General features: G+C 40.5%; 22 protein-coding genes. All 22 read right to left on the bottom strand.

The window, feature by feature from the left end:
- Positions 1–64: 64 nt before the first annotated feature.
- The 22 genes from uvrA to PG840_RS02065 all read right to left on the bottom strand — a co-directional run bounded on the left by uvrA (position 65) and on the right by PG840_RS02065 (position 22,300).
- On the bottom strand, positions 65–2,905 hold the full coding sequence (gene uvrA, locus PG840_RS02170) for an excinuclease ABC subunit UvrA (RefSeq protein ID WP_270613333.1): 2,841 nt from the start codon (positions 2,903–2,905) through the stop codon (positions 65–67).
- Positions 2,906–2,932: 27 nt separating this feature from the next.
- On the bottom strand, positions 2,933–4,918 hold the full coding sequence (gene uvrB, locus PG840_RS02165; RefSeq protein ID WP_270613332.1) for an excinuclease ABC subunit UvrB: 1,986 nt from the start codon (positions 4,916–4,918) through the stop codon (positions 2,933–2,935).
- Between the two features lie 40 nt (positions 4,919–4,958).
- On the bottom strand, positions 4,959–6,950 hold the full coding sequence (locus PG840_RS02160; protein WP_270613331.1) for a hypothetical protein: 1,992 nt from the start codon (positions 6,948–6,950) through the stop codon (positions 4,959–4,961).
- Positions 6,951–7,005: 55 nt separating this feature from the next.
- Positions 7,006–7,257: a RhuM family protein gene (gene rhuM / locus PG840_RS02155; RefSeq protein WP_243006461.1), complete on the bottom strand. Its 252-nt coding sequence runs from the start codon at positions 7,255–7,257 to the stop codon at positions 7,006–7,008.
- A gap of 10 nt (positions 7,258–7,267) precedes the next feature.
- Positions 7,268–7,573, bottom strand: a complete 306-nt coding sequence (gene rhuM, locus PG840_RS02150; protein ID WP_270205526.1) for a RhuM family protein — start codon at positions 7,571–7,573, stop codon at positions 7,268–7,270.
- Positions 7,570–7,698 (bottom strand): hypothetical protein, encoded by a 129-nt coding sequence (locus tag PG840_RS02145; RefSeq protein WP_270205525.1) that lies wholly within the window; start codon positions 7,696–7,698, stop codon positions 7,570–7,572. Before PG840_RS02145 ends, rhuM (PG840_RS02150) begins: the two co-directional genes overlap by 4 nt.
- A gap of 336 nt (positions 7,699–8,034) precedes the next feature.
- The gene (locus PG840_RS02140) at positions 8,035–8,454 is read right to left on the bottom strand and encodes a winged helix-turn-helix domain-containing protein (RefSeq protein WP_117824309.1); all 420 of its coding nucleotides are present in this window, start codon (positions 8,452–8,454) and stop codon (positions 8,035–8,037) included.
- Between the two features lie 233 nt (positions 8,455–8,687).
- A complete protein-coding gene (locus PG840_RS02135) occupies positions 8,688–8,969 on the bottom strand; it encodes a type II toxin-antitoxin system RelE/ParE family toxin (protein WP_243000045.1) in 282 nt (93 codons plus the stop codon).
- Positions 8,970–8,982: 13 nt separating this feature from the next.
- Complete coding sequence (locus PG840_RS02130) at positions 8,983–9,246, bottom strand: type II toxin-antitoxin system prevent-host-death family antitoxin (protein ID WP_117835667.1); 264 nt, start codon at positions 9,244–9,246, stop codon at positions 8,983–8,985.
- A gap of 80 nt (positions 9,247–9,326) precedes the next feature.
- Positions 9,327–10,202, bottom strand: coding sequence for a YitT family protein (locus PG840_RS02125; RefSeq protein WP_117835665.1), 876 nt, complete (start codon positions 10,200–10,202; stop codon positions 9,327–9,329).
- Between the two features lie 310 nt (positions 10,203–10,512).
- Positions 10,513–12,408: an ABC transporter ATP-binding protein gene (locus PG840_RS02120; protein WP_270205524.1), complete on the bottom strand. Its 1,896-nt coding sequence runs from the start codon at positions 12,406–12,408 to the stop codon at positions 10,513–10,515.
- Positions 12,408–14,159, bottom strand: a complete 1,752-nt coding sequence (locus tag PG840_RS02115; RefSeq protein ID WP_117835661.1) for an ABC transporter ATP-binding protein — start codon at positions 14,157–14,159, stop codon at positions 12,408–12,410. The genes PG840_RS02120 and PG840_RS02115 overlap by 1 nt, the downstream gene beginning before the upstream one ends.
- Entirely contained in the window at positions 14,156–14,623 is a 468-nt protein-coding gene (locus PG840_RS02110; protein ID WP_022220303.1) for a MarR family winged helix-turn-helix transcriptional regulator, read from the bottom strand. The genes PG840_RS02115 and PG840_RS02110 overlap by 4 nt, the downstream gene beginning before the upstream one ends.
- Before the next feature lie 125 nt (positions 14,624–14,748).
- Positions 14,749–15,519 carry a YibE/F family protein gene (locus tag PG840_RS02105; RefSeq protein WP_270205523.1) on the bottom strand — a complete coding sequence of 257 codons (771 nt, stop codon included), beginning with the start codon at positions 15,517–15,519 and terminating at the stop codon, positions 14,749–14,751.
- Positions 15,513–16,595, bottom strand: a complete 1,083-nt coding sequence (locus PG840_RS02100) for a YibE/F family protein (protein WP_270205522.1) — start codon at positions 16,593–16,595, stop codon at positions 15,513–15,515. The genes PG840_RS02105 and PG840_RS02100 overlap by 7 nt, the downstream gene beginning before the upstream one ends.
- A gap of 54 nt (positions 16,596–16,649) precedes the next feature.
- Entirely contained in the window at positions 16,650–17,225 is a 576-nt protein-coding gene (locus PG840_RS02095) for a hypothetical protein (RefSeq protein WP_270205521.1), read from the bottom strand.
- Between the two features lies 1 nt (position 17,226).
- On the bottom strand, positions 17,227–18,066 hold the full coding sequence (locus PG840_RS02090) for a metal ABC transporter permease (protein WP_117556992.1): 840 nt from the start codon (positions 18,064–18,066) through the stop codon (positions 17,227–17,229).
- Entirely contained in the window at positions 18,063–18,773 is a 711-nt protein-coding gene (locus tag PG840_RS02085; RefSeq protein ID WP_270205520.1) for a metal ABC transporter ATP-binding protein, read from the bottom strand. The genes PG840_RS02090 and PG840_RS02085 overlap by 4 nt, the downstream gene beginning before the upstream one ends.
- An 8-nt stretch (positions 18,774–18,781) precedes the next feature.
- Positions 18,782–19,774 carry a metal ABC transporter substrate-binding protein gene (locus PG840_RS02080; protein ID WP_270205519.1) on the bottom strand — a complete coding sequence of 331 codons (993 nt, stop codon included), beginning with the start codon at positions 19,772–19,774 and terminating at the stop codon, positions 18,782–18,784.
- 95 nt (positions 19,775–19,869) lie between these two features.
- Entirely contained in the window at positions 19,870–20,169 is a 300-nt protein-coding gene (locus PG840_RS02075; protein ID WP_270205518.1) for a hypothetical protein, read from the bottom strand.
- 42 nt (positions 20,170–20,211) lie between these two features.
- Positions 20,212–20,628, bottom strand: coding sequence for a Fur family transcriptional regulator (locus PG840_RS02070; RefSeq protein ID WP_270205517.1), 417 nt, complete (start codon positions 20,626–20,628; stop codon positions 20,212–20,214).
- 430 nt (positions 20,629–21,058) lie between these two features.
- Positions 21,059–22,300, bottom strand: coding sequence for a M20 family metallo-hydrolase (locus tag PG840_RS02065; RefSeq protein WP_270205516.1), 1,242 nt, complete (start codon positions 22,298–22,300; stop codon positions 21,059–21,061).
- Positions 22,301–22,385 lie beyond the last annotated feature (85 nt).

Below are 22,385 nucleotides of genomic sequence, written 5' to 3'. Positions count from 1 at the left end.
TAATCAAATCTTTAATAAATAGGAAGTCTTTTTTTCAAGTTCAGGATTTTTTAAGATTTCTGTATCATTTTCTGTCCAGCATCATTTTGATGTATTTTCCTGTATATGAATTCGGGTTTTCTGCCACTTCTTCCGGTGTACCGCACGCAACAACTGTGCCCCCCTTGTCACCGCCTTCCGGTCCGATATCGATAATATAATCTGCTGTCTTGATCACATCCAGGTTATGTTCGATCACGATAACCGTATTGCCATCTGCCGCGAGTCTGCGCAGGATTTCCGTCAACTTGTGCACATCTGCAAAATGAAGTCCGGTTGTCGGTTCGTCCAGAATGTACACTGTCTTCCCAGTGCTTCTCCGGCTCAGTTCAGTTGCAAGCTTGATCCGCTGTGCTTCACCGCCGGAAAGGGTTGTAGACGGCTGGCCAAGACGAATATAAGAAAGTCCTACATCGTAAAGTGTCTCCATTTTTCTACGGATACTCGGTACATTTTCAAAGAAATGAAGCGCCTCTTCTACCGTCATATTCAGAACATCATAAATGCTTTTTCCTTTATATTTTACCTCCAGTGTCTCACGGTTGTAGCGTTTTCCGCCGCATACCTCACACGGCACATATACATCCGGAAGGAAATGCATCTCAATCTTGATGATTCCATCTCCGCTACACGCTTCACAGCGTCCGCCCTTGACGTTAAAGCTGAATCTTCCTTTTTTATAGCCTTTCGCCTTCGCATCCGCGGTTGCCGCAAACAGATCCCGGATCAGGTCGAATACTCCGGTATATGTCGCCGGATTGGATCTTGGCGTCCTTCCGATTGGAGACTGGTCAATGTCGATCACTTTGTCCAGCATTTCCAGTCCTTCAATCCGCTTATGCTTTCCAGGAATCACACGGGCACGGTTTAGCTTTTTCGCCATACTCTTGTAAAGGATTTCATTCACCAATGAACTCTTACCGGAACCTGATACGCCGGTTACACAGGTCATCACGCCAAGCGGGAACTTCACGTCAATATTTTTCAGGTTGTTCTCTGCTGCACCTACAACTTTGATCCAGCCGGTCGGAACTGCGCGGGTTTCCGGAACCGGGATCTTGATCTTTCCGCTTAAATATGCACCTGTGATCGACCGTTCTACTTTCATGATCTCCTGTGCCGTTCCCTGGGCAACCAGTTCTCCACCGTGTTCTCCGGCTCCCGGTCCGATATCGATTACCTGGTCTGCCGCAAACATGGTATCTTCATCATGCTCAACCACGATCAGTGTATTTCCAAGATCACGGAGATGCTTGAGTGTTGCGAGAAGTTTGTCATTATCTCTCTGGTGCAGACCGATACTTGGCTCATCCAGAATATAAGCCACACCCACAAGACCGGAACCGATCTGCGTCGCAAGCCGGATTCTCTGTGCTTCTCCACCGGAAAGAGTTCCTGTTGCACGGGCAAGTGTCAGATATTCCAGACCCACATCCAGAAGGAACTGCAGGCGTGCTTTAATCTCTTTTAATATCTGTCCGCCGATCATCTGCTGCGTCTTTGACAGTTCCAGACTGCTGATAAACCGCTGAAGCCGTTCAATCGACATTGCTGTTACGTCTGAAATATTTTTATCTCCGACCGTTACCGCAAGTGCACCCTTTTTCAGTCGCTGTCCGCCACATTCTCGGCAAGGTGTGATCTGCATAAAACTCTCATATTCTGCTTTCATAGTCTCCGATCCCGTTTCACGGTATCTTCGCTCCACATTCCGGATCAGTCCATCAAATGCAACGTCATAGATCCCTTCCCCGCGTTGTCCTTTATAATAGACCTTGACTTCTTTTCCATTAGTCCCACGAAATAAAACATCCTGGATTTCTTTCGGATACTGTTCAAACGGCGTATCCAGGTCAAAATGATATTCCTTGCAGAGTGCTTCCAGAATCGCGTGAGTAAAACTGCTCTTATCGGTACAGGACTGCCATCCTGTCACCACGATTGCTCCTTCATTGATGCTGAGTGATTTGTCCGGAATCATCAGATCTTCATCAAACTCCATTTTATATCCGAGTCCGAAACATACCGGGCAGGCACCAAATGGATTGTTAAATGAAAAGCTTCTCGGCTCGATCTCATCAATACTGATTCCGCAGTCCGGGCAGGCAAAATTCTGGCTGAAATTCAGCGGTTCCCCTCCGATCACATCCACAACCAGAAGCCCCTCCGCAAGACTTAATACACTTTCTATGGAATCTGCAAGTCTTTTTTCAATCCCCGATCTGACAACCAGACGGTCTACAACAATCTCAATATTATGTTTGATATTCTTGTCCAATGAGATTTCTTCGGAAAGCTCATACATATTTCCGTCAATCCTTACACGGACATAACCGCTTTTCTTTGCTCTGTCCAGAAGCTTGACATGGGTTCCTTTTCTCCCACGCACAACCGGTGCCATCAGCTGGATCTTTGTCCCTTCCGGAAGTGCCATGATCTGATCGGTCATCTCATCTGCCGTCTGCTTCTTGATCTCTCTTCCACACTTCGGACAATGCGGAATCCCGATTCTTGCATACAGCAGTCGAAAATAATCGTAAATCTCCGTCACGGTTCCCACTGTGGATCTCGGATTGCGGTTCGTAGACTTCTGGTCGATGGAAATCGCCGGTGAAAGTCCTTCAATACTTTCTACATTCGGCTTCTCCATCTGCCCAAGAAACTGTCTTGCGTAAGAAGACAGAGATTCCATATATCGTCTTTGTCCCTCTGCATAAATTGTATCAAATGCAAGGGATGATTTGCCGGAACCACTGAGACCGGTCAGTACTACCAGTTTGTTCCTCGGAATATCTACATCAAGATTCTTCAGATTGTGCTCGTTCGCACCTCTGATCTTTATCAGTTCTTTCTTTTTTTCAGCCATCTGTTCTTCCTCTTCTATCTCTTCGCTTTACTCCATCTCATTCAAATGCTTTTTCAGCTCGATCAGCTTATCACGCAGCTCTGCTGCCGCCTCGAAATTCAGCTCTGCTGCCGCTTTCTTCATCTGCTTTTCCAGCTTCTTGATCAGCTTCTCCAGCTCTGCCACACTCATGGATTCCGGATCTTTTTCCAGCCTCATCTCTTCTGCTGCAACCTTCTTTGAAATACTGATCAGATCACGCACCGACTTCTTGATCGTCTGTGGCGTGATTCCATGTTCTTCATTGTATTTCATCTGAATCTCACGACGGCGCATCGTCTCATCAATCGCCATCCGCATCGAATCCGTCATGTTATCCGCATACATGATAACATGCCCCTCTGCATTTCTCGCCGCACGACCAATGGTCTGGATCAGTGAAGTTTCCGAACGCAGAAAACCTTCTTTGTCCGCATCCAGAATCGCTACCAGTGTGATCTCCGGAATATCCAGACCTTCTCGAAGCAGGTTAATTCCAACCAGTACATCAAATACATCCAAACGCATATCCCGGATGATCTCTGTCCTTTCCAGAGTATCAATATCCGAATGTAAATATTTCACACGAATGCCAAGCTCCCGCATATAATCGGTCAGATCTTCCGCCATACGCTTTGTCAGCGTTGTGATCAGTACCTTATTCTTCTTCGCTGTTTCTTTATTTACCTCACTGATCAGATCATCAATCTGTCCTTCGATCGGACGCACTTCTACTTCCGGATCCAGAAGACCTGTCGGTCGGATTACCTGCTCTGCCCGCAGCAGTTCATGAGACTCCTCGTACTCTCCCGGTGTCGCCGATACAAACAGTACCTGGTCAATCTTACTTTCAAATTCCCCAAAGCTGAGCGGTCTGTTATCCTTTGCCGATGGCAGACGGAATCCATAATCTACCAATGTTGTCTTTCTCGACTGATCGCCGTGATACATGGCTCCAATCTGTGGAATCGTCTTATGCGACTCGTCGATCATGATCAGAAAATCATCCGGAAAATAGTCAATCAATGTACATGGCGGCTCCCCTGCTTTCTGCCCAGTCAGATGCCTCGAATAGTTTTCAATTCCGGAACAAAATCCTGTCTCTCGCATCATTTCTATATCAAAATTCGTTCTCTCAGAAATACGCTGTGCTTCCAGAAGCTTATCTTCCCCTTTAAAATAACGGATCTGCTGCTCCAGTTCTTCTTCAATTTCCCCGATGGCACGCTCCATATTCTCCTTGGACACTACATAATGAGATGCCGGGAAAATTGCCACATGCCCGATCACATTCAACACTTCACCGGTCAATGTATCAATCTCTGTTATTCTGTCTATCTCATCACCGAAAAATTCAACTCTGTATGCAATTTTTTCCGAATACGCCGGGAAAATCTCAACCACATCTCCTCGCACCCGGAACGTTCCACGCTTGAAATCCATATCATTGCGGTCATACTGGATCTCAACCAACTTCTTCAGAACTTCATCCCTGTCTTTGATCATGCCCGGTCTAAGTGAAATCACCATCTCCTTGTAATCAATCGGCGAACCCAGTCCGTAAATGCAGGACACACTTGCCACAATGATGACATCATTCCGCTCAGAAAGCGCTGCTGTCGCAGAGTGGCGAAGCTTGTCGATCTCATCGTTGATGGCAGAGTCCTTGGCAATGTATGTGTCGGATGACGGAACATAAGCTTCCGGCTGGTAGTAGTCGTAGTAGGAGACAAAATATTCTACTGCGTTATTTGGAAAGAACTCTTTAAATTCCCCATAAAGCTGCGCAGCCAGTGTCTTATTGTGTGCTATAATCAGCGTTGGTTTATTCAATTGTTGGATGACATTCGCCATGGTAAATGTCTTACCAGATCCGGTGACGCCAAGCAATGTCTGACACTGATTGCCTTCTTTAAAACCTTCGACTAGTTCTTTGATTGCCTGTGGCTGGTCTCCTGTTGGTTTATATTCTGATACTAATTCAAAATGATCCATATGATTTCTCCTGAATAATCTTCCTAAATTTACATAATTACTAACTTTGGTTAAAAAGTTTATCAAATAATATTCTATTTCTTTTTTTCGAATCTTGTATCAATTTATTATACGGAATAATTTCTAAATACGCTTTATAAGAATCAATATACTTATAAAAACCCATATTATCTGGAGTTACTTTCAAGTCCTCTAGTTTAGCCAGCTTCTTTATACTTAAATCCACATCACATATAATATAACAAAAAAATCGAATATTTTCTGTTCCATTCAGAAATTCACCATCTTTCGTCTTCACTTTTCCCTCTACTATATCATCCATATATTCTTTAATTTGCCTAATTGGATTTTCAGCATCATTATAGTGTTCTCTGCCCGGTCGTTTAAACTCAATTATCGTTATATTTCTATATGGTTGCTCCTCTTCGTCAGTAAATGCAAACGGCGAATCAAAAATTATTAAATCTGGCTCTTTTCCACTATTATTTTCAACTTCTTCCATCTTTTTTATTTTCATATCAGATGCAAGGTAATGATGATATGCCAATTTTTCATCTATTATCCACAAATTATGTTGCAAATAATCTATATCATCTGAAGTTTTTGTCATTGGAAAAATAAGTTGATGAATATTTTTTTCATACGCATATTTTTGTTGTTCTTGATCTTTATATCTTATATTCTGCGCAAGAATATCTAAAATCGTTTTTCTATGCATTACATATTCTGCCAAATTACTCTTCCCAATGTCAGACATTTTTTCTGCATAATTATTACGTTTTTCTAAATAACTTTCATAATCTACAATTCCATTCTTTAATTCTTGCTCTAGTTCTTTCCCTTCTCGCTTCAATTCCAGTTTAAATTTTTGTTCTTGTTTAAACAATTCCATTTCTAATTTTTCTTCATCTACTACCCAAGGTATTTCATTAAATATTTCCGGTTTATTCTTCAACAGCATTCTATATTTGGGATTTCTACCGAAAACATATGCTTGAATCATTTCTTTTTTCTTTTTATTACTATCTTCTATATCTTTCTTTAAATAGTCTAAAATAACCTTTTCTACACTTTCTGTAATATCATGTATACCAATACTTTCCACTAAGTTAGGCTGTTCAGGAAGTTCGATTTTTGTACGTTCTCTATTTACATGTTTATCTAACAGCTCAGACATTATATATCCATTATATATAAATTCCCCCTTTTCATCTTTCAATTTTACACTGATATTCCCCATTATTTTTGTCAAAGAGATAGGTTGTACAACCCAATGATTGGCACAAAAGTTCATTGTATGATTATCTTTAGAATTCATATAATTCTTAGAATGTATTATTTTAAAAGTAGTTCCTTTGATATCTATATCATCAATTTTTATATTATCTCCAATATTTTCTTTATATAATTCATCAATATCTATTATATCTCGTTCATCACTTACTATTATTTTAGGCGCTTTTCCCAATACATAATATGTAAAACAATGATTTAATATATTTTTCGCTATAGTATCTAATTTTTTTGGACAATTCCCTTTGTATTGTTCTCTTAACCCATTTAATCGTACTTTAGTAGTTTGTAAAACATCCGAACTTAATTCCTTAACCTTCATATCATGAACTGCATGATTTGCATCAAATAAAAACGTTCTGCATTTTTTCTTATCCTCTTCGACAAATATACTTTCTATACTGACACTGCAAAACGCTTTTAACCACAACATTCTCCCAACACCTTTACAACCCTTTTGAATCTTATATTCACTAGCATAAGTATCAAAAGAATTATAATTTTCATCATCGAAGCCTATCCCATTGTCAACAATAATAATATTTTCTATATCCGTTTCCCACTGATTAAATAAATTCATTTGTTTATCACGTTCAACTATAATTTCTATTTTCCCATTCGATATTTGAGCATCTTCAATACTTTGTATAGAATTTATAATAGCCTCATATAAAGGTAATAACGGAGTCGTTTTGGGTAATGTGTGCAAGTCAACTAATCCTTTAAAATTCATTTTCATAAATTTTTCCTCCCACTACATATTCCTAATTTATAAATTGTTACAAATAACTTTCTTAATCATTTCCTTTAAGATATTTCTCTACTTCCCGATCAAATTCAGAAACATATTCTCTATCCTGTTTAACTCTAAATACTTCATATTCCTTCTCAGCTTTTTGCATAGCAACATCATGAGAAATTTTCCCTTTTCCATTCAGTACCTTTCGCCTATTATTCAATAAAAACTGATTCGTTTGATCAACCCAGTCTTGCATGCTCATTAATATCTCATCTTCAGCCATTAATTCTGCATAATCAATAAACATTGTCACAAGTCTATTCAATCGCGATGCGTTCAAGTAATTCATCAAAATAGTCTTTTCCAAAAGGTCTGCCGTTTTTAAGCATATCATCATTCAATACAAACCCTTTTGTAATATATTCTTTTAATGTTTTAGTAGCCCACTGCCGAAAGCGTGTAACTTTCTTAGAATTCACTCGATATCCAACAGCTATAATTGCAGCTAAATTATAACATTTTACTTTTCTTTTAACGTTACGCTGTCCCTCATTTTGAACTACCGAGAAAAACTCGGTAGTTCGATTTTCATCTAACTCTTCTTCCTTATAAATATTTTTCAAATGCAAGGAAATATTGGCTTATATGGGGCTTTTAATTTAAAAGCATGTCCGCCCTGCGGGCTGCTTTTATGAGTAAGCAGCTGACTATTGTCAGCGGATTGCGAATGTCCTTTTTCTGCATTCATGATAAATCCCTCCATTTGTGACTTTTAGTACGATCACTATCAGCCAAAAATTCGTAATCAGATTCGTAACGAAATGCCTATTTTTGTCTCGAATAGAGGTCATTTTTGTTTCGTTACGAATAAAAGTCACAAAATTCATTTTTGCGGATAAAACAGCACCTGGAAATACCTGATGATACCAGGCTCCGATTCTGTCATATTTTTACTGTTTGTTCTTGTAACAGTCCCTATTATATCAGACATTTTTTTGAAAGTATATAGATGAAGGCAAGAAAAAAGCACAAATGTTCGATTCTTATTTTGTACTTTTTTCTATCACTACTATTCTATTTTTCATCATGCTGCGTGGAAATATTCTTCTATAATCAAGTCAAGTCTGTGTACAAAACACCAGATCATGTTGGCAGAGTCGTCTTCATACGGTTCTTTCCATAACTGTTCAATGATAATCTCATGGGTAACTACCTGTTTGGAGGACTCTGCCAGCAGATACAGGAATGCCTTTTCTCGCTCATTTAGGGTTGCAAGCTCATGCTCTCTCCAGTAAACCGTATGATAACACCAGTCAATCAGAAGTTTTCCCTTTTGTATAATCTTCTGCTTTTCTCTTATCAATACTGCGTCATAGACCGCTATGGTATGGAATTTTTCAAATGCATCCAGATTAACGGTCGTACATTCCCACTCATTTTGTAACCCTTCACAAAGCCGACTCCACTTATCTACCTCATCCGCAGCAATCAATACTTTTTTCATTTGTATCCCTTTTCTTATATTACTTCATTTTTTTAACAGAAAAAATTACTACTTTTTGCAATATTCATAAATATTAAACGGTTCTTCTCTTTTTTCAAATAAGATATCAGCTTCTTTCCTTTGATGAAAATCTGATTTCTGACACTCTTGGTCTCCTTTTTCCTGCACTAAAAAAACGCCACAAATTGTGACGTTTTTTAGTACCTTTTATATTTCAGTGAGATTTCTTGATTCTAAAACTCACTTTTTCCATATTTTACAGTTACCACTGCAACAACTTTTTCATTTTCAAACACTTCATAAATGATAATATAGTTTTCTACAGTCAACTGCCTATATTCTTTAAAAGCATAAAATCCATATTTTCTTTCTGCCCCTCGATATGGCTGTTCTTCCAAACTTAAAATTGCTTTTTCAAGTTTTTCTGCCAGTGCAATTGCATTATCAGCATAATTACTAACAAGAAGTGCCTGCTCGTATATCTTATCAATATCTCTATATTCCTGTGGAAACATTTTTACGGTATATTTATCCCAAATGTTTCCTCCTGAGTTCTCCCAATGCCTCACATGCATCTAATAACTCTGCACCTTCTGCGACTTCCCGTTCTGCTTCAAAAATTGCCTTATCAATCTGATTTGTGCTGAGTAATTCTTCATAAGTTTCCATACTCATAACTACTAAATCTCCATAACCATTTTTTGTAATAAATACTGGTTGCTGTTGTTTGTGACATATTTCAGATATTTCATTTGTATTTCTTAAATCTGTAATTGGTTTTATTACTGGTATTGTAACTCCTCCTTTCTTTGTACATTATTATAACAGAATATTGTACATTTATCAATTTGCAAACCTGATGGAGTAGATCACTAACTTCTTTCTTCATTTTCCAAAACCTTCTGCTGATATCTCATGTCTGCCACCGTGTACACTGTGATGAAAGCCTTCGGATCAAGATTATTGATGTAATTCATGAGTTTCTGATACTCATTTTTATCTACGATCGTAATGATCTCGTGTCTTTTATCTAAATTGTACGCTCCGATGGCATCATAAATGGTCGCTCCACTATGAAGCTCATGCAGAATAAAATTCCGAAGTTCTTCTTCATACTTTGTAATAATACATACTCTTCGTTTCAGATTCTGCCCGAAGATAAAATGGTCTACCACCATCCCATTAAAATAAGTACCAAGAACGCTTAAAACCACCGTCTTCTTATCATATACAAGTGCTGCCGAAAGCGCCACACACATACCGGCTAAAGACATGGCTTTCCCCAATTCGATGTGCAGATATTTATTCATGATCTTAGCCACAATATCAAGTCCGCCGGAAGAAGCATTCATATTAAAGAGAATACTGAGTCCTACACTGACTACCAGAACATAACAGAGGACATCCAGTTCCTGGGTTTTTGTCAGGGAACCGATATTCGGGAAAATCCGTTCAAAAATGCCGATAAATACCGGCAGTAAGATACTGGTATACACGGTTTTCGTACCAAATTCCCGTCCACATGTTATGAATCCGATGATCAAAAGAACAACATTCAGGGCCATCGTGATCACTGAAAGCGGTAAAGGTATAAAATTCGTAAGAATAATTCCAAGACCGGAAATACTGCTGACCGATGCATGGCTCGGCACCAGAAAGAAATAAACCGCTGCAGCGATAATTGCCACTGCAGCGGTAAGTGTAAATAGTTCCCATGCAACTTCTTTGCAATTGATTTGTTTTTTCATTCCCAAACCTACCCTATCATGACATTTTTATAGAACTGCTATTTTACTTCTCTGCTCGGAAGGACTTGCAGTGCTATATATACAAGTATAGCGTATGCACAAAAAAATTGATAGTATTTTTTAATTTATGTAAATTTTGTTGAATCCTGTTGTTACTGTTCACTCCCGTGTCAATCACTACGCTGATTGGGACGGAGGATGCACGTTTTATCTTGAACGGCATCTCGCCCATCGCCAAAGGCGATTTAAAATGGCGAGATGCGTTGCTGGTCACAGGTACTGTGAACAGTAACATCCTGTCTTTTGAATCTTATTCAGCAATTGCATTCCCGGTGTACAACTGATAATATTTTCCCTTTTCTGAAATCAGTTGGTCATGGGTACCTCTTTCGATAATGCGTCCCTGTTCCAGAACCATGATACAGTCGGAATTCCGAACCGTAGACAGACGGTGTGCGATCACAAACGTAGTACGTCCATGCATCAGTCTGTCCATGCTTTCCTGAATAATACGTTCAGTACGCGTATCAATAGAGCTTGTAGCCTCATCCAGGATCAGTACCGGCGGATCTGCAACTGCTGCTCTGGCAATTGCAAGAAGCTGTCTCTGTCCCTGGCTTAAGTTTGCCCCATCCCCGGTGATGACCGTATCATATCCTTCCGGAAGTCTGCGGATAAATCCATCTGCATTTGCCAATTCTGCTGCTGCAAAGATTTCTTCATCTGTTGCATCCAGTTTTCCAAAACGGATATTTTCTTTTACCGTTCCTGTGAACAGATGTGTATCCTGCAGTACAATTCCAAGGGAACGTCGCAGATCCGCTTTCCGAATCTTGTTTATATTAATTCCATCGTAGCGGATTTTTCCATCCTGAATATCATAAAACCGGTTGATCAGATTTGTAATGGTTGTTTTTCCTGCTCCTGTCGAACCTACAAAGGCAATTTTCTGTCCTGGCTCTGCATACAATTTCACATCATGAAGCACGATCTTATCATTATTGTACCCGAAATCCACACCATCAAATACTACATTTCCCTTAAGCTCAATATAATCTACCGAACCATCTGCCTGATGTGTATGCTTCCATGCCCAGCATCGGGTATGTTCCTTACATTCTATAAGTTTTCCATTTTCTTTTTTCACATTGACCAGAGTCACATACCCGTCATCTACTTCCACTTTCTCATCCAGAAGGGTAAAGATACGCTCTGCTCCTGCAAGTGCCATTACAATAGCATTCATCTGCTGGCTGACCTGGTTGATCGGCATACTAAAGCTTTTATTGAATGTCAGAAAGCTTGCCAGTGCACCCAGTGTAAATCCTCCCACACCATTCAGCGCAAGGGCACCTCCGACAATCGCACAGACTACATAACTGATATTTCCGATCTGCGCATTCAAAGGTCCGAGGTAGTTTGCATAGGTATTCGCACGGTCTGCGCTTACAAAAAGTGCCTCATTCAGCTCTTTAAATTCTGCCTTACTTTCTTCCTCATGGCAGAAGACCTTGACAACCTTCTGCCCATTCATCATTTCTTCAATATAACCATTGACTTTTCCAAGATTTTTCTGCTGTTCCAGGAAATATTTCCCACTCTGTCCGGCGGCTTTCTTGGTACCAAATATCATAATTGCAACCATGATCATCGTCACAACCGTAAGTGGAATATTTAAGATCAACATACTGACAAATACACTGATGATCGTAAATCCGCTGTTGATGATCTGCGGAATACTCTGGCTGACCATCTGCCGCAGGGTATCGATATCGTTCGTGTAAATTGACATGATATCACCATGTGCATGGGTATCAAAATATTTGATTGGCAGCTTTTCCATATGTTCAAACAGCTCATTACGCATATTCATCATCATTCCCTGTGTCACATTGATCATGATACGGTTATATGCGTAAGTCGCAACGATTCCGATTCCGTAAAATACCGCAACCCTTTCAATTGCATGTGCAAGCGGTGAAAAGTTCGGTGTACCGTCAGACAGCAAGAACGGTGTAATATATTTGTCGATCAGATCTCTTGTAAACATCGTTCCCTGCACATTTGCGATAACTCCTACAAATATAAGGATAAATACTGCAATACAATGAACTTTATAATCACGGAAAATGTAGTTTATCAGACGCATCAAAAGTTTCCCCGGATATTTCACTTTATTCTGTGGTCTTCCCATCGGTCTTGGCATTATGCTTCACCTCCGTTTTCATCAAAATCTCCTCCGCCCTGAGTCTGCGATTCGTATACTTCGCGGTAAATTTCATCGGTCTTCAGCAATTCTTCGTGTGTACCAAATCCATGAACCTGCCCTTCATCCATAACGATGATACGGTCTGCATCCTGCACACTGGATACACGCTGTGCAATGATCAGCTTTGTTGTATCCGGGATTTCTTCACGGAATGCACGGCGGATCTTCGCATCTGTAGCAGTATCTACCGCACTGGTACTGTCATCCAGGATCAGGATCTTCGGTTTCTTAAGCAGTGCTCTTGCAATACACAGTCTCTGCTTCTGACCACCGGATACGTTATTTCCTCCCTGCTCAATGTGGGTATTATATTTATCCGGGAAACGCTCAATGAATTCATCTGCACATGCAAGCCGACATGCTTCCATACATTCTTCGTCGGTCGCCTCTTTGTTTCCCCAGCGCAGGTTATCCAGAATACTTCCGGTAAACAGTACATTTTTCTGCAATACAACAGATACCTGGTTTCTCAGTACTTCCAGATCATAATCCTTAACATTCTTTCCGCCAACCAGGATTTCTCCGCCTGTCACGTCATACAGACGACTGATCAGATTCACCAGACTCGTCTTCGCACTTCCGGTTCCTCCAATAATGCCAATCGTCTCACCGGAATGGATGTCCAGATTGATATTCTTCAGGACTTTCTCTGCACTGTCTTTTTTGTAAGCAAAATCTACATTCTTAAATGAAATACTTCCATCTTCCACTTCATAAAGCGGATGTTCCGGATTATGGATATCGCTGGTTTCACCCAGTACTTCTGCTATACGCCGCATACTTGCCATACTCATGGAAATCATGACAAATACCATAGACAGCATCATCAGACTCATCAGAATGTTCATACAGTATGCAAGAAGACTCATCAACTCTCCTGTTGTCAACGATTTCACTACGATCATCTTTGCACCAAACCAGCTGATCAGGATGATGCAGGTATAAACAGTGAACATCATGATCGGTGAGTTCCATATAACATTTTTCTCTGCTCTTACAAAAATATCGTAAATATTCTTACTTGCATACTGAAATTTACTTGTTTCCTGTTCTTCTCTTACATATGCTTTTACTACACGGATCGCAGATACATTTTCCTGAACGGATGCATTTAAAGCATCATATTTTGGAAATGCCTGCTGGAAATAAGCCGTTGCATGACGAATGATAAAGAAGAGAATCACTCCCAGGATCACAACTGCCACAAGGTAAATACTTGCCAGTCTGGCATTGATCATAAATGCCATCACCATTGCACAGATCATACTTGCCGGTGCTCTCATCATCATACGCAGCATCATCTGGTACGCATTCTGCACATTGGTCACATCTGTTGTCAGACGTGTAACCAGACCTGCTGTACTGAAATGATCAATATTTGCAAACGAATAGGTCTGGATCTGATCGAACATCTTATTTCTCAAATTCTTCGCGAACCCGGTCGAAGCCTTTGCTCCGTATCGTCCTCCTGCCATTCCGGCAAGCAGGCCACAAAATGCAGCCACGATCATAATTCCACCAACTTTGTAAATATGGTGAATATCTCCGGTATTGACACCCTTATCGATAATAGATGCCATCAGAAATGGAATCAATGTCTCAAACAATACTTCCAGAATCATAAAAAACGGTGTTGCGATCGATGCCGCTTTATATTCTTTTACTTCTTTTAATAAAGTCCGAATCATGAATTCTCTCCTTTCATTTTTTCCATATTGTAATAAACTTTATCGATCACATGCATAAATGCATGTAATTCTTCTTCTGTAATGCCTTCTTCCAACTGCGCATCCATTTTCTGAAAAATTTCTCCCAGTTTTTCATGGTTTTCCCGTCCTTTTTCTGTCAGCATTACTTTTTTCAGACGCGCATCATTTGCAACCGATGCACGGCAAATGTACCCTTTTTTCTCCAGAGTCTGGATAATATTTGTTACCGCTGAACGGCAGATACCAAAATACTTTTCTATATCTTTCTGATAAATTTCCTTATCCTGATGTTCATATAGATAGCGTAAGATCCAGCCATGCATCAGGGCAATCTCATCCAGTCCTTCTTCTTTTACACGCATTTCCAGCAGTTTTGAAATCGAACGGTCTATCCGGTGCACCTGATGTCCTACGTGGATTCGCTCTTCACATCCTTCACACAAATGACTTTCCTCCTTCCACTTTTTGCTTCTTCAAAAAAAGAAAACTGTTCACGAATAAATTGTTCATTCGTAAACAGTTTAATCTTAAACAAGTTTATCACAGATATTTCCCTGCTGTCAACCTGCTATTTACTATTTTCCATCCAATCAAAAAGCTCACAGTTTTTTGCGACCAAAACCGCTGAAACCGGCATTATCATTGTGCAGGAGATTGCTCCAAAAATCATGGAAATACAGTTCTGAAAAAGAATTTTGGAGTTGAGCAACAGCTCAATGGAGTAATTCTGCATTCTCAAATACGCGAATAACAACAGCGATTCTCCCAGATATGCAAACAATAACGTATTAACCGTTGTTCCGATCACATCTTTTCCAATCTTCATTCCACTTTGAACCAGTTTGTTCATTTTGATATCCGGTTTATGACATTTCACCTCATATACGGAAGTTGTTACTGTCAGTGCCATATCGATCACAGCTCCTAACGTGCTGAGTACAATTACGGCTGTTGCAACCTTGGGCATACTGATATCCAGGTTCATATTATAATAGAAAACATCTTCTCCGGCTGCCTGGATCTCATTCAAGCCTCCCGCCCCACTTTTCCATACGACCAGATAAATAAATGCAAATAACACACACATTGTAATTGCAACCGCAAGAAATGCACTCCAGGTTTTAATATTCGTCCCATTTTGATAAAACAAAGTGATACAGGAAATTAAAATTCCTGCACCGGCAGTAACCAAAAACACGGGTGCTCCGACGGCATAAAGCCAGATTGCAAGACTCAGGCACAAAATATTTCCAGCCAGAGCGATCAGAGACATGGCGCCTCTGTCCCCTCCAACAAGCACTATTACTATCATTAGAATCAGTCCCAATATGATCAACATCTTTTTTCCCTCTTTTTCACAGATAGTTTCATCATAACTGCTGTTATGAAAATAGACACTGGGATCGCCAGTACAATTCCGATACTTTCTACAAAGAAACGGCATAATTCACATGGAATATGCAATTTTACAATGGTAACAAAACGCACCTCATTGTTCATCCGGATCAAACATGTAGGGATCAGACCGCAGCCAAACACAAACAACAGCACATTGATCATTGTTCCCATAATGTCATATCCGATCTCTCTGCCCGAACGGAAAAGTTCCACAAATTTTACTTCCGGTTTCTGCTCAACAATCTCGCTTAAAGCCACCGATATGGCAACCGCCACATCCATGATGGCACCGAGTCCTGACAACAGGATCTCTGCATGGAAAATTTCATCCGGATTATCAATACTGCCCAGATATTCCATCGTCGAATAATCCAGTTCTTCCATATGCTGCATAACAAGATCAAATATCCCCATGATCATAAGCAGGACACATAGTGTTGTCAATAGTGCGGCAAAAGTTTTCCTGTGGATTCCATTTAATCCAACAAGCGTTACCACTGCAAAAAAAAGGATCAGTCTGCTACATACACTTAGAATTTCCGATGTGTCATCCGCCGTCCAGAAACCGATCACAAAAATCAGGATATTCATCATTGCTGTTATGATCGTCAAACCGCCCTGCCGTCCGGCAATCCCAAGGAGCAGAAGTGCAAGGAAGCCAAGCATAACAACTAGCATCGTATCCCGCTTTACTCCAATGATCGATGATCCTTTATAAAACACCCGGTCACCTTTATGGTATTTTTGGTCAGCCATTTCTGTTGTTGTGTATTCATTGGCAATCCGGACTTCTTTTCCTTTGTCTTCTCCGTTTAGGATCTTACCATAAAGACTCTGCTTATATTTCGTTTCTTCTGTTCCACGTGTACTTTTGCTTTTCCCTTCTACAATTGTCACCACTTTTGTCACTTTCACGATCGGTGTCTGATACAGCCAGGCATCATTCATGACAAACAAAATTGCCAGCAGATACAACACACCTGCCACACAATAAAATCTTCCTTTTTGGTTTTTCATCAAATATCTGCTAATCTTTTTCCCGTATTCCTTCATGATTCATCTTTTCTCTTCTTATTCTTTTATCTGCATATCCGCATCTGTGATCCTGCAATACAAAGTCTCATCATTTGGTTCTTTATATGTCTCGAACGTTCCCTGAACGATAATTTCTGTTTCCTGTTCCGGATAATCTTCATCCGACAATTCTTCCTCATTTTTCCGGACAAATTCCAGTCCCTGCGCGCAGCACGCCAGCGCATCTTTGATCACGCAAAAATGATAGGTATTCCCTGTCGCTTCATCCTTACTTATATAATAATTCCCGTCGATCCGGATTGTTTTTCCTTCATACTGCTCCGGTTCCATCATCATCTGGTAAACTGTCGCGTAAACCATATCACTGTTCATTTCTGTAAGATCATAATCTACATCTTCTGTCTCCGTATTTTCTGAAGTGTCTGTACTTTCTTTTTTCTTGTCCTTTTCCTCTGTCTGTTCCTTCTGTTCTTCCGCTTTTGTCTGTTTCTCTAATACATCATTAACAGATTTCCCGTTATTCACTTTCTTGTTGCTGCTTGCATTATCTCTGCATCCGGTTATCAAAAGAATTCCCACAAACAATATCAGCCATTTCTGTAATTTTTTCACTTTATTTCCCTCCCGCGATTTTTTCGATCATGCAGCAGATCAAAAAGGCCACAATATCGGCTGCCACGATCGTTGAACCAACCGGTGTTCCTGCCAGGATTGACAAAAGCATCCCACTGATCGCACAGCACACAGATAATACAACCGAACATACCGTTACACTGAAAAATGTTTTAAAGATACGCATCGCGGATAGTGCTGGAAAGATGACCAGTGCCGAGATCAGTAACGAGCCTACCAGGTTCATTGCAAGTACGATGATCAGCGCTGTGATCACGGCGATCAGCAAATTATAACGGTCTGCCCGGATGCCTGTTGCCTTTGCGAACGTTTCATCAAAGGTTACGCAGAAAATTTTATGATAAAATACGATAAATAACACAACAACCACAACCGACAATACCACACACAGCCACACCTGTTCAATCTTCAATGTCAAAATAGAAGTAGATCCAAATAATGTAGTACATACATCTCCTGAAAGATTAGGACCTGTCGCAAATACATTCATAAGCAGATAACCGATTGCAAGTGCTCCAACTGAGATCATTGCAATCGCCGCATCTCCTTTTATTTTTGTATTTTGTCCTGTCCGTAATAATAAAATCGCACATACGACCGTTACCGGAAGGATAAACAGCATATTGTTTGTAATATTTAAAACCGATGCCACCGCCATCGCTCCAAATGCAACATGGGATAAGCCGTCTCCGATAAACGAAAATCTTTTCAATACCAGTGTCACTCCAAGCAAGGAGGAACAAAGTGCGATCAGTACGCCAACGATCAATGCATACCGCACAAAAGGATATCCCATATAAAATATCAGCTTTTCTATCATTTTTTCCCTCCTGTATTTTCCAGAGTTCTTCTCTTTGTATGCGCTCGCAGATAATTTTCTTTCGATTCAAAAATAACTTCCTGACCAATCTGCAGGATATGACTTGCATATTCCATTGCCCCACGGATATCATGTGATATCATAATGATCGTTATCTTGTCTTCCCGGTTGATCTTCTCAATTAACCGATACATTTCTTCTGTCATTTGTGGATCCAGCCCGGAAACCGGTTCATCCAGAAGCAGAATTTTCCTGGTCGCACAAAGTGCTCTTGCAAGCAGAACTCTCTGCTGTTGCCCTCCGGACAATTCTCTGTAGCAACGTTTTGACAGATGAGTGATCTGCAGTTTTTTCATCATCTCTTCTGCGTATTTTTTCTCTTTTGTACGGTAAAACGGCCAGAAGCCAAGGTGATTCTGACATCCGGAGAGAACAATTTCTCTCACGGATGCCGGAAAATCTTTTTGCACCTCTGTCTGCTGTGGCAAATATCCGATTTCATTCTTCTTCAGTCCATCATAGAATTCTATTTTCCCGCTCACCGGTGGTAAAAGTCCCAGTAAAGTCTTCATAAAAGTAGATTTCCCAGCCCCATTTTCCCCGATCACACACAGATAATCCCCTTTCTTTACCGAAAGGTTTATATTCTGCACGACTGTTTTTCCTTCATATCCGATTGCCAGATCCCGACATATAATTTGTGCCATATTCCCTCCTACTGCAAAGCTTCTTTTAATACTTCAAGATTCTTTTCCATCACTGACAGGTAGGTTGTGCCATTCTTCACATCATCCGATGTTGTAGACTGCATAGTATCCAGTGTCAGGATCTTCTGATTTTTCTCTTTGGTGTTCTCAATGATCGTCTTTGCAATTTTCTGATTGGAATTTTCAATCGCCATGATATCCTTTAGTCCCAACTCATCTACTTTATTCGCCAGGAATGAAATTGTATCAAAGCTTGCTTCACTTTCTGCCGAGCATCCGACAAATGCAGCATAATAGTTTAATCCATAATCATCTACCAGATAACGGAATGGAAAACGATCACCAAACAGCAGTGTTTTCTGTGACGCGCCATCAACAACTTCCTGGTACTTAGCATCCAGGTCTTTCAGCTTTTCACTGTATGCAGATGCATTCTCCTGATAAATATCCTTATGATCCGGATCTGCTTTTTCCAGCGCGTCTGCAATTGCCTTACTCAGCACTTCTGCATTTTTTACAGACAGCCATACATGCTCATCATATTCCGGTTCTTCTTCCTCTCCGCCTTCTTTCTCTTCTTCAGGCTCCATTCCTTCGATCACTTCTTCCTCTTTCGCATTGTTTCCAAGTACATCGAGCAGATTGACCACCTGCATATCTTTATTCTTCGCCTGTTTTAACGCATCATCCACCCATGCATCCGATTCGCCGCCGACATATACGAACAGATCACAATCCGATACTTTCATGATGTCCTCTGCAGTCGGCTGATAACTGTGCAGATCCACACCATTGTCAAGAAGCATGGTGATATCCATCTGATCCGCTTCTTCTCCCGCAATCTGACGTACCCAGTCATATTCCGGGAAAATGGTTGTCACAACTTTAATATCAGAATCTTTCTGAACTTTTGTTTCTTTATTGGAATTTTCCTTCCGGCAGGCAGAAATGCCCAGAGTCGCCATCGCAGCGACCAGTAGAATTGCTATATACTTTTTCATGAATAAAACCTCCATTATCTACACTTATTAAAAAATGGTACACCAAAGGAAAGGTATGACTTTTCATACCCTTTCTGCTTTATAAAAAGTTTTATTCAATCATTTAATCTTACCTTTTGATGAACTAACGAAATGGACAAAATGATCCAGAGCCCCGGTAAAGCAACAGTTTCTGCGATAAAGATCACCGGACTGGCGAAAAATCCTACTGCAGGTGTTGTTCCCAGATTCCGAAGGACCTGCTTTGCCTGATGAACGCAGGCACAGATTGGGCAGTCCTTTCCCGTACAGTTATGATTTTCCTCTCTGGCAACAAAAAAAAGAGAAGCAAAGGTTACAAATATAAGAAAAATACATATAACCGCTGCCATACTTTTTTTCTTTCCTGTATCCATCTCCTTCTCCTTTCCCAGATTTCATCTGTTAATAAATTTTATCTATTCTTTCTTACTGCATTCACCGCAGATTCCGTAAAACACGGTACGATGCGGATCCATCTGAAAATCATGATGCTGCTGCATATGCTGTTTTAAGATTTCTACCTCATTGCACTGTAAATGGATCAGCTTTCCACATTTCTCACATTTACAATGATAGCAGTTTTCATGTTCTTCCCCATGATCTCCGATATATTCAAAACAGGCACTGCTCGAACCGTCTATCACATATTTTGCAACCAGTCCCTCTTTCACCATCTTCTCAAGCTGGCGGTAAATGGTCGTAGTTCCGACGGAAATCCCTTTTTCCCTGAAAAAATCACAGATTTCATTCACAGTAACATGTCTTCCCTGTACCGATTTCAGAAAGGTAAGAATCTCAGTCATTTGTTTTGTTTTATATGGTGCTTTTGTCATACTGACCTTCTCCCTTCAATTTGGAAATCGTTTTCATTTTATCACATTATTTTTGTATGTCAATGGAATTTGAAAATGTTTTTCATTTTTGTTTTTCATTTTACAATAAAATTTCCCACATAAACTTTCGTCTATACGGGAAATTTTTCTTTCTGTTATCTTCTTTTTCTTCTGACCACCCTGGTTGTTCCGTGCACCTTTGCTGCCTTGTCCACCACCTGACTCTGCATACGACAATGTGTCCTTCCCCCCTTCGTACTTGGATTTTACTTTCTGACTCTTATTGATGTTCTTATACTTAACAGCATCAGAGCAGGCAACCAAATCTTTGATTTCTAAGTCTATGCCGATTCCATCATCATTAAGCGTTTTGTTGCATAAAGGAGCTGGCTTCTTTTATCCTCCGGATTCGCTTCTCTGATCAGATAGCTTAACCGACAAGATTTTCCATAGTATCTGCCAGCACCTGCGCTCCTGCAAATATGTCTTCCCATGCCGTATCTTCATATGGTGAATGACTTACGCCTCCGATACTTGGCACGAAAATCATTCCCACATCGCAGATATGTGCCATCGATAAGGTATCATGAAACGGACCACTTGGCATACGCATATATGTATATCCCCGCTTTTTGCACACATCTTCAATTGTGTCTACGATTGCTTCATTCATCATCTCTGCCTTTGCATCTTTCAAACACTTCTGGGTACTCTCTACATGAAATCTGTCCGAAATTTTCACTGCCGCTTCTTTTATTTCCCGGATTCCCTGTGCCCTGCGCTCCATATCTGTATCTCTGATGTCGATCGTATAGTCTACTCTTCCCGGAATCGTATTGATTCCACCCGGATGTACTTTGAGTGTTCCTACTGTTGCCACAAACATATCTCCCAGACGGGATGCTATTTTTTCTACTTCTGCAATATAATTTGCAGCAGCCGTCATTGCATCTTTCCGCATATTCATCGGTGTGCCGCCTGCATGATTTGCTTCCCCCTCAAAGCTTCCTTCAATCCAGTATGGACCTTTGATCCCGGTTACAATCCCTATCTGCCTGCTTTCCTGTTCCAGCACAATTCCCTGTTCAATATGAAGTTCAACAAATTTTTCATATTTATCTGCGTGCACTGCCTCTTCCAGTTTTTCCGGATGATATCCGCACTTTTGCATTGCCGCCTCTTCACTGATGCCCTCATTGTCTGTATATTCACTAAGCGGTCGTTCCATTCCAAGACCGGCAATTACCTTACTTCCGACCATACCTGCATTAAATCTGGCACCTTCTTCATCTGTAAAAAGAATTACTTCAAACGGGCTTTTTAATTTTACATGATTTTCTTTCAGGCACTGTGCCACTTCAATCCCTGCTATGCTTCCGAGTAATCCGTCAAATTTTCCTCCATTTCGTACCGTATCGATGTGGGAACCTGTTGCGATCACACCATGCAGCTCCTTTTCATTCCAGTTATCCGGATACAGGCGTCCCATAAGATTTCCAGCTGCATCGATTTCTACCTCCAGTCCTGCTTCCAGCATCATCTCTTTTGCCATCATCCGCGCTTTCGTCTCTTTTTCGCCGAACGCCAGACGTGTATAACCGCCTGTCTCATCCCGGCTCATCTCATTGATCCGCTCTATCCTTTCCTTTAATCGCTCCTGCTTGATCTGCATATCCATTACTCCTTCCTACTGTAATTTTCATTCTGCTCCCACTCTCTTTTCTATCTTGATAGTACATCAAATAGCTCTCAGAATC

It is taken from the genome of Coprococcus sp. AM97-35 (assembly GCF_027697525.1).
Lineage (GTDB): Bacteria > Bacillota > Clostridia > Lachnospirales > Lachnospiraceae > Allocoprococcus > Allocoprococcus comes.
This window is presented reverse-complemented; position numbering and strand designations above follow the sequence as displayed.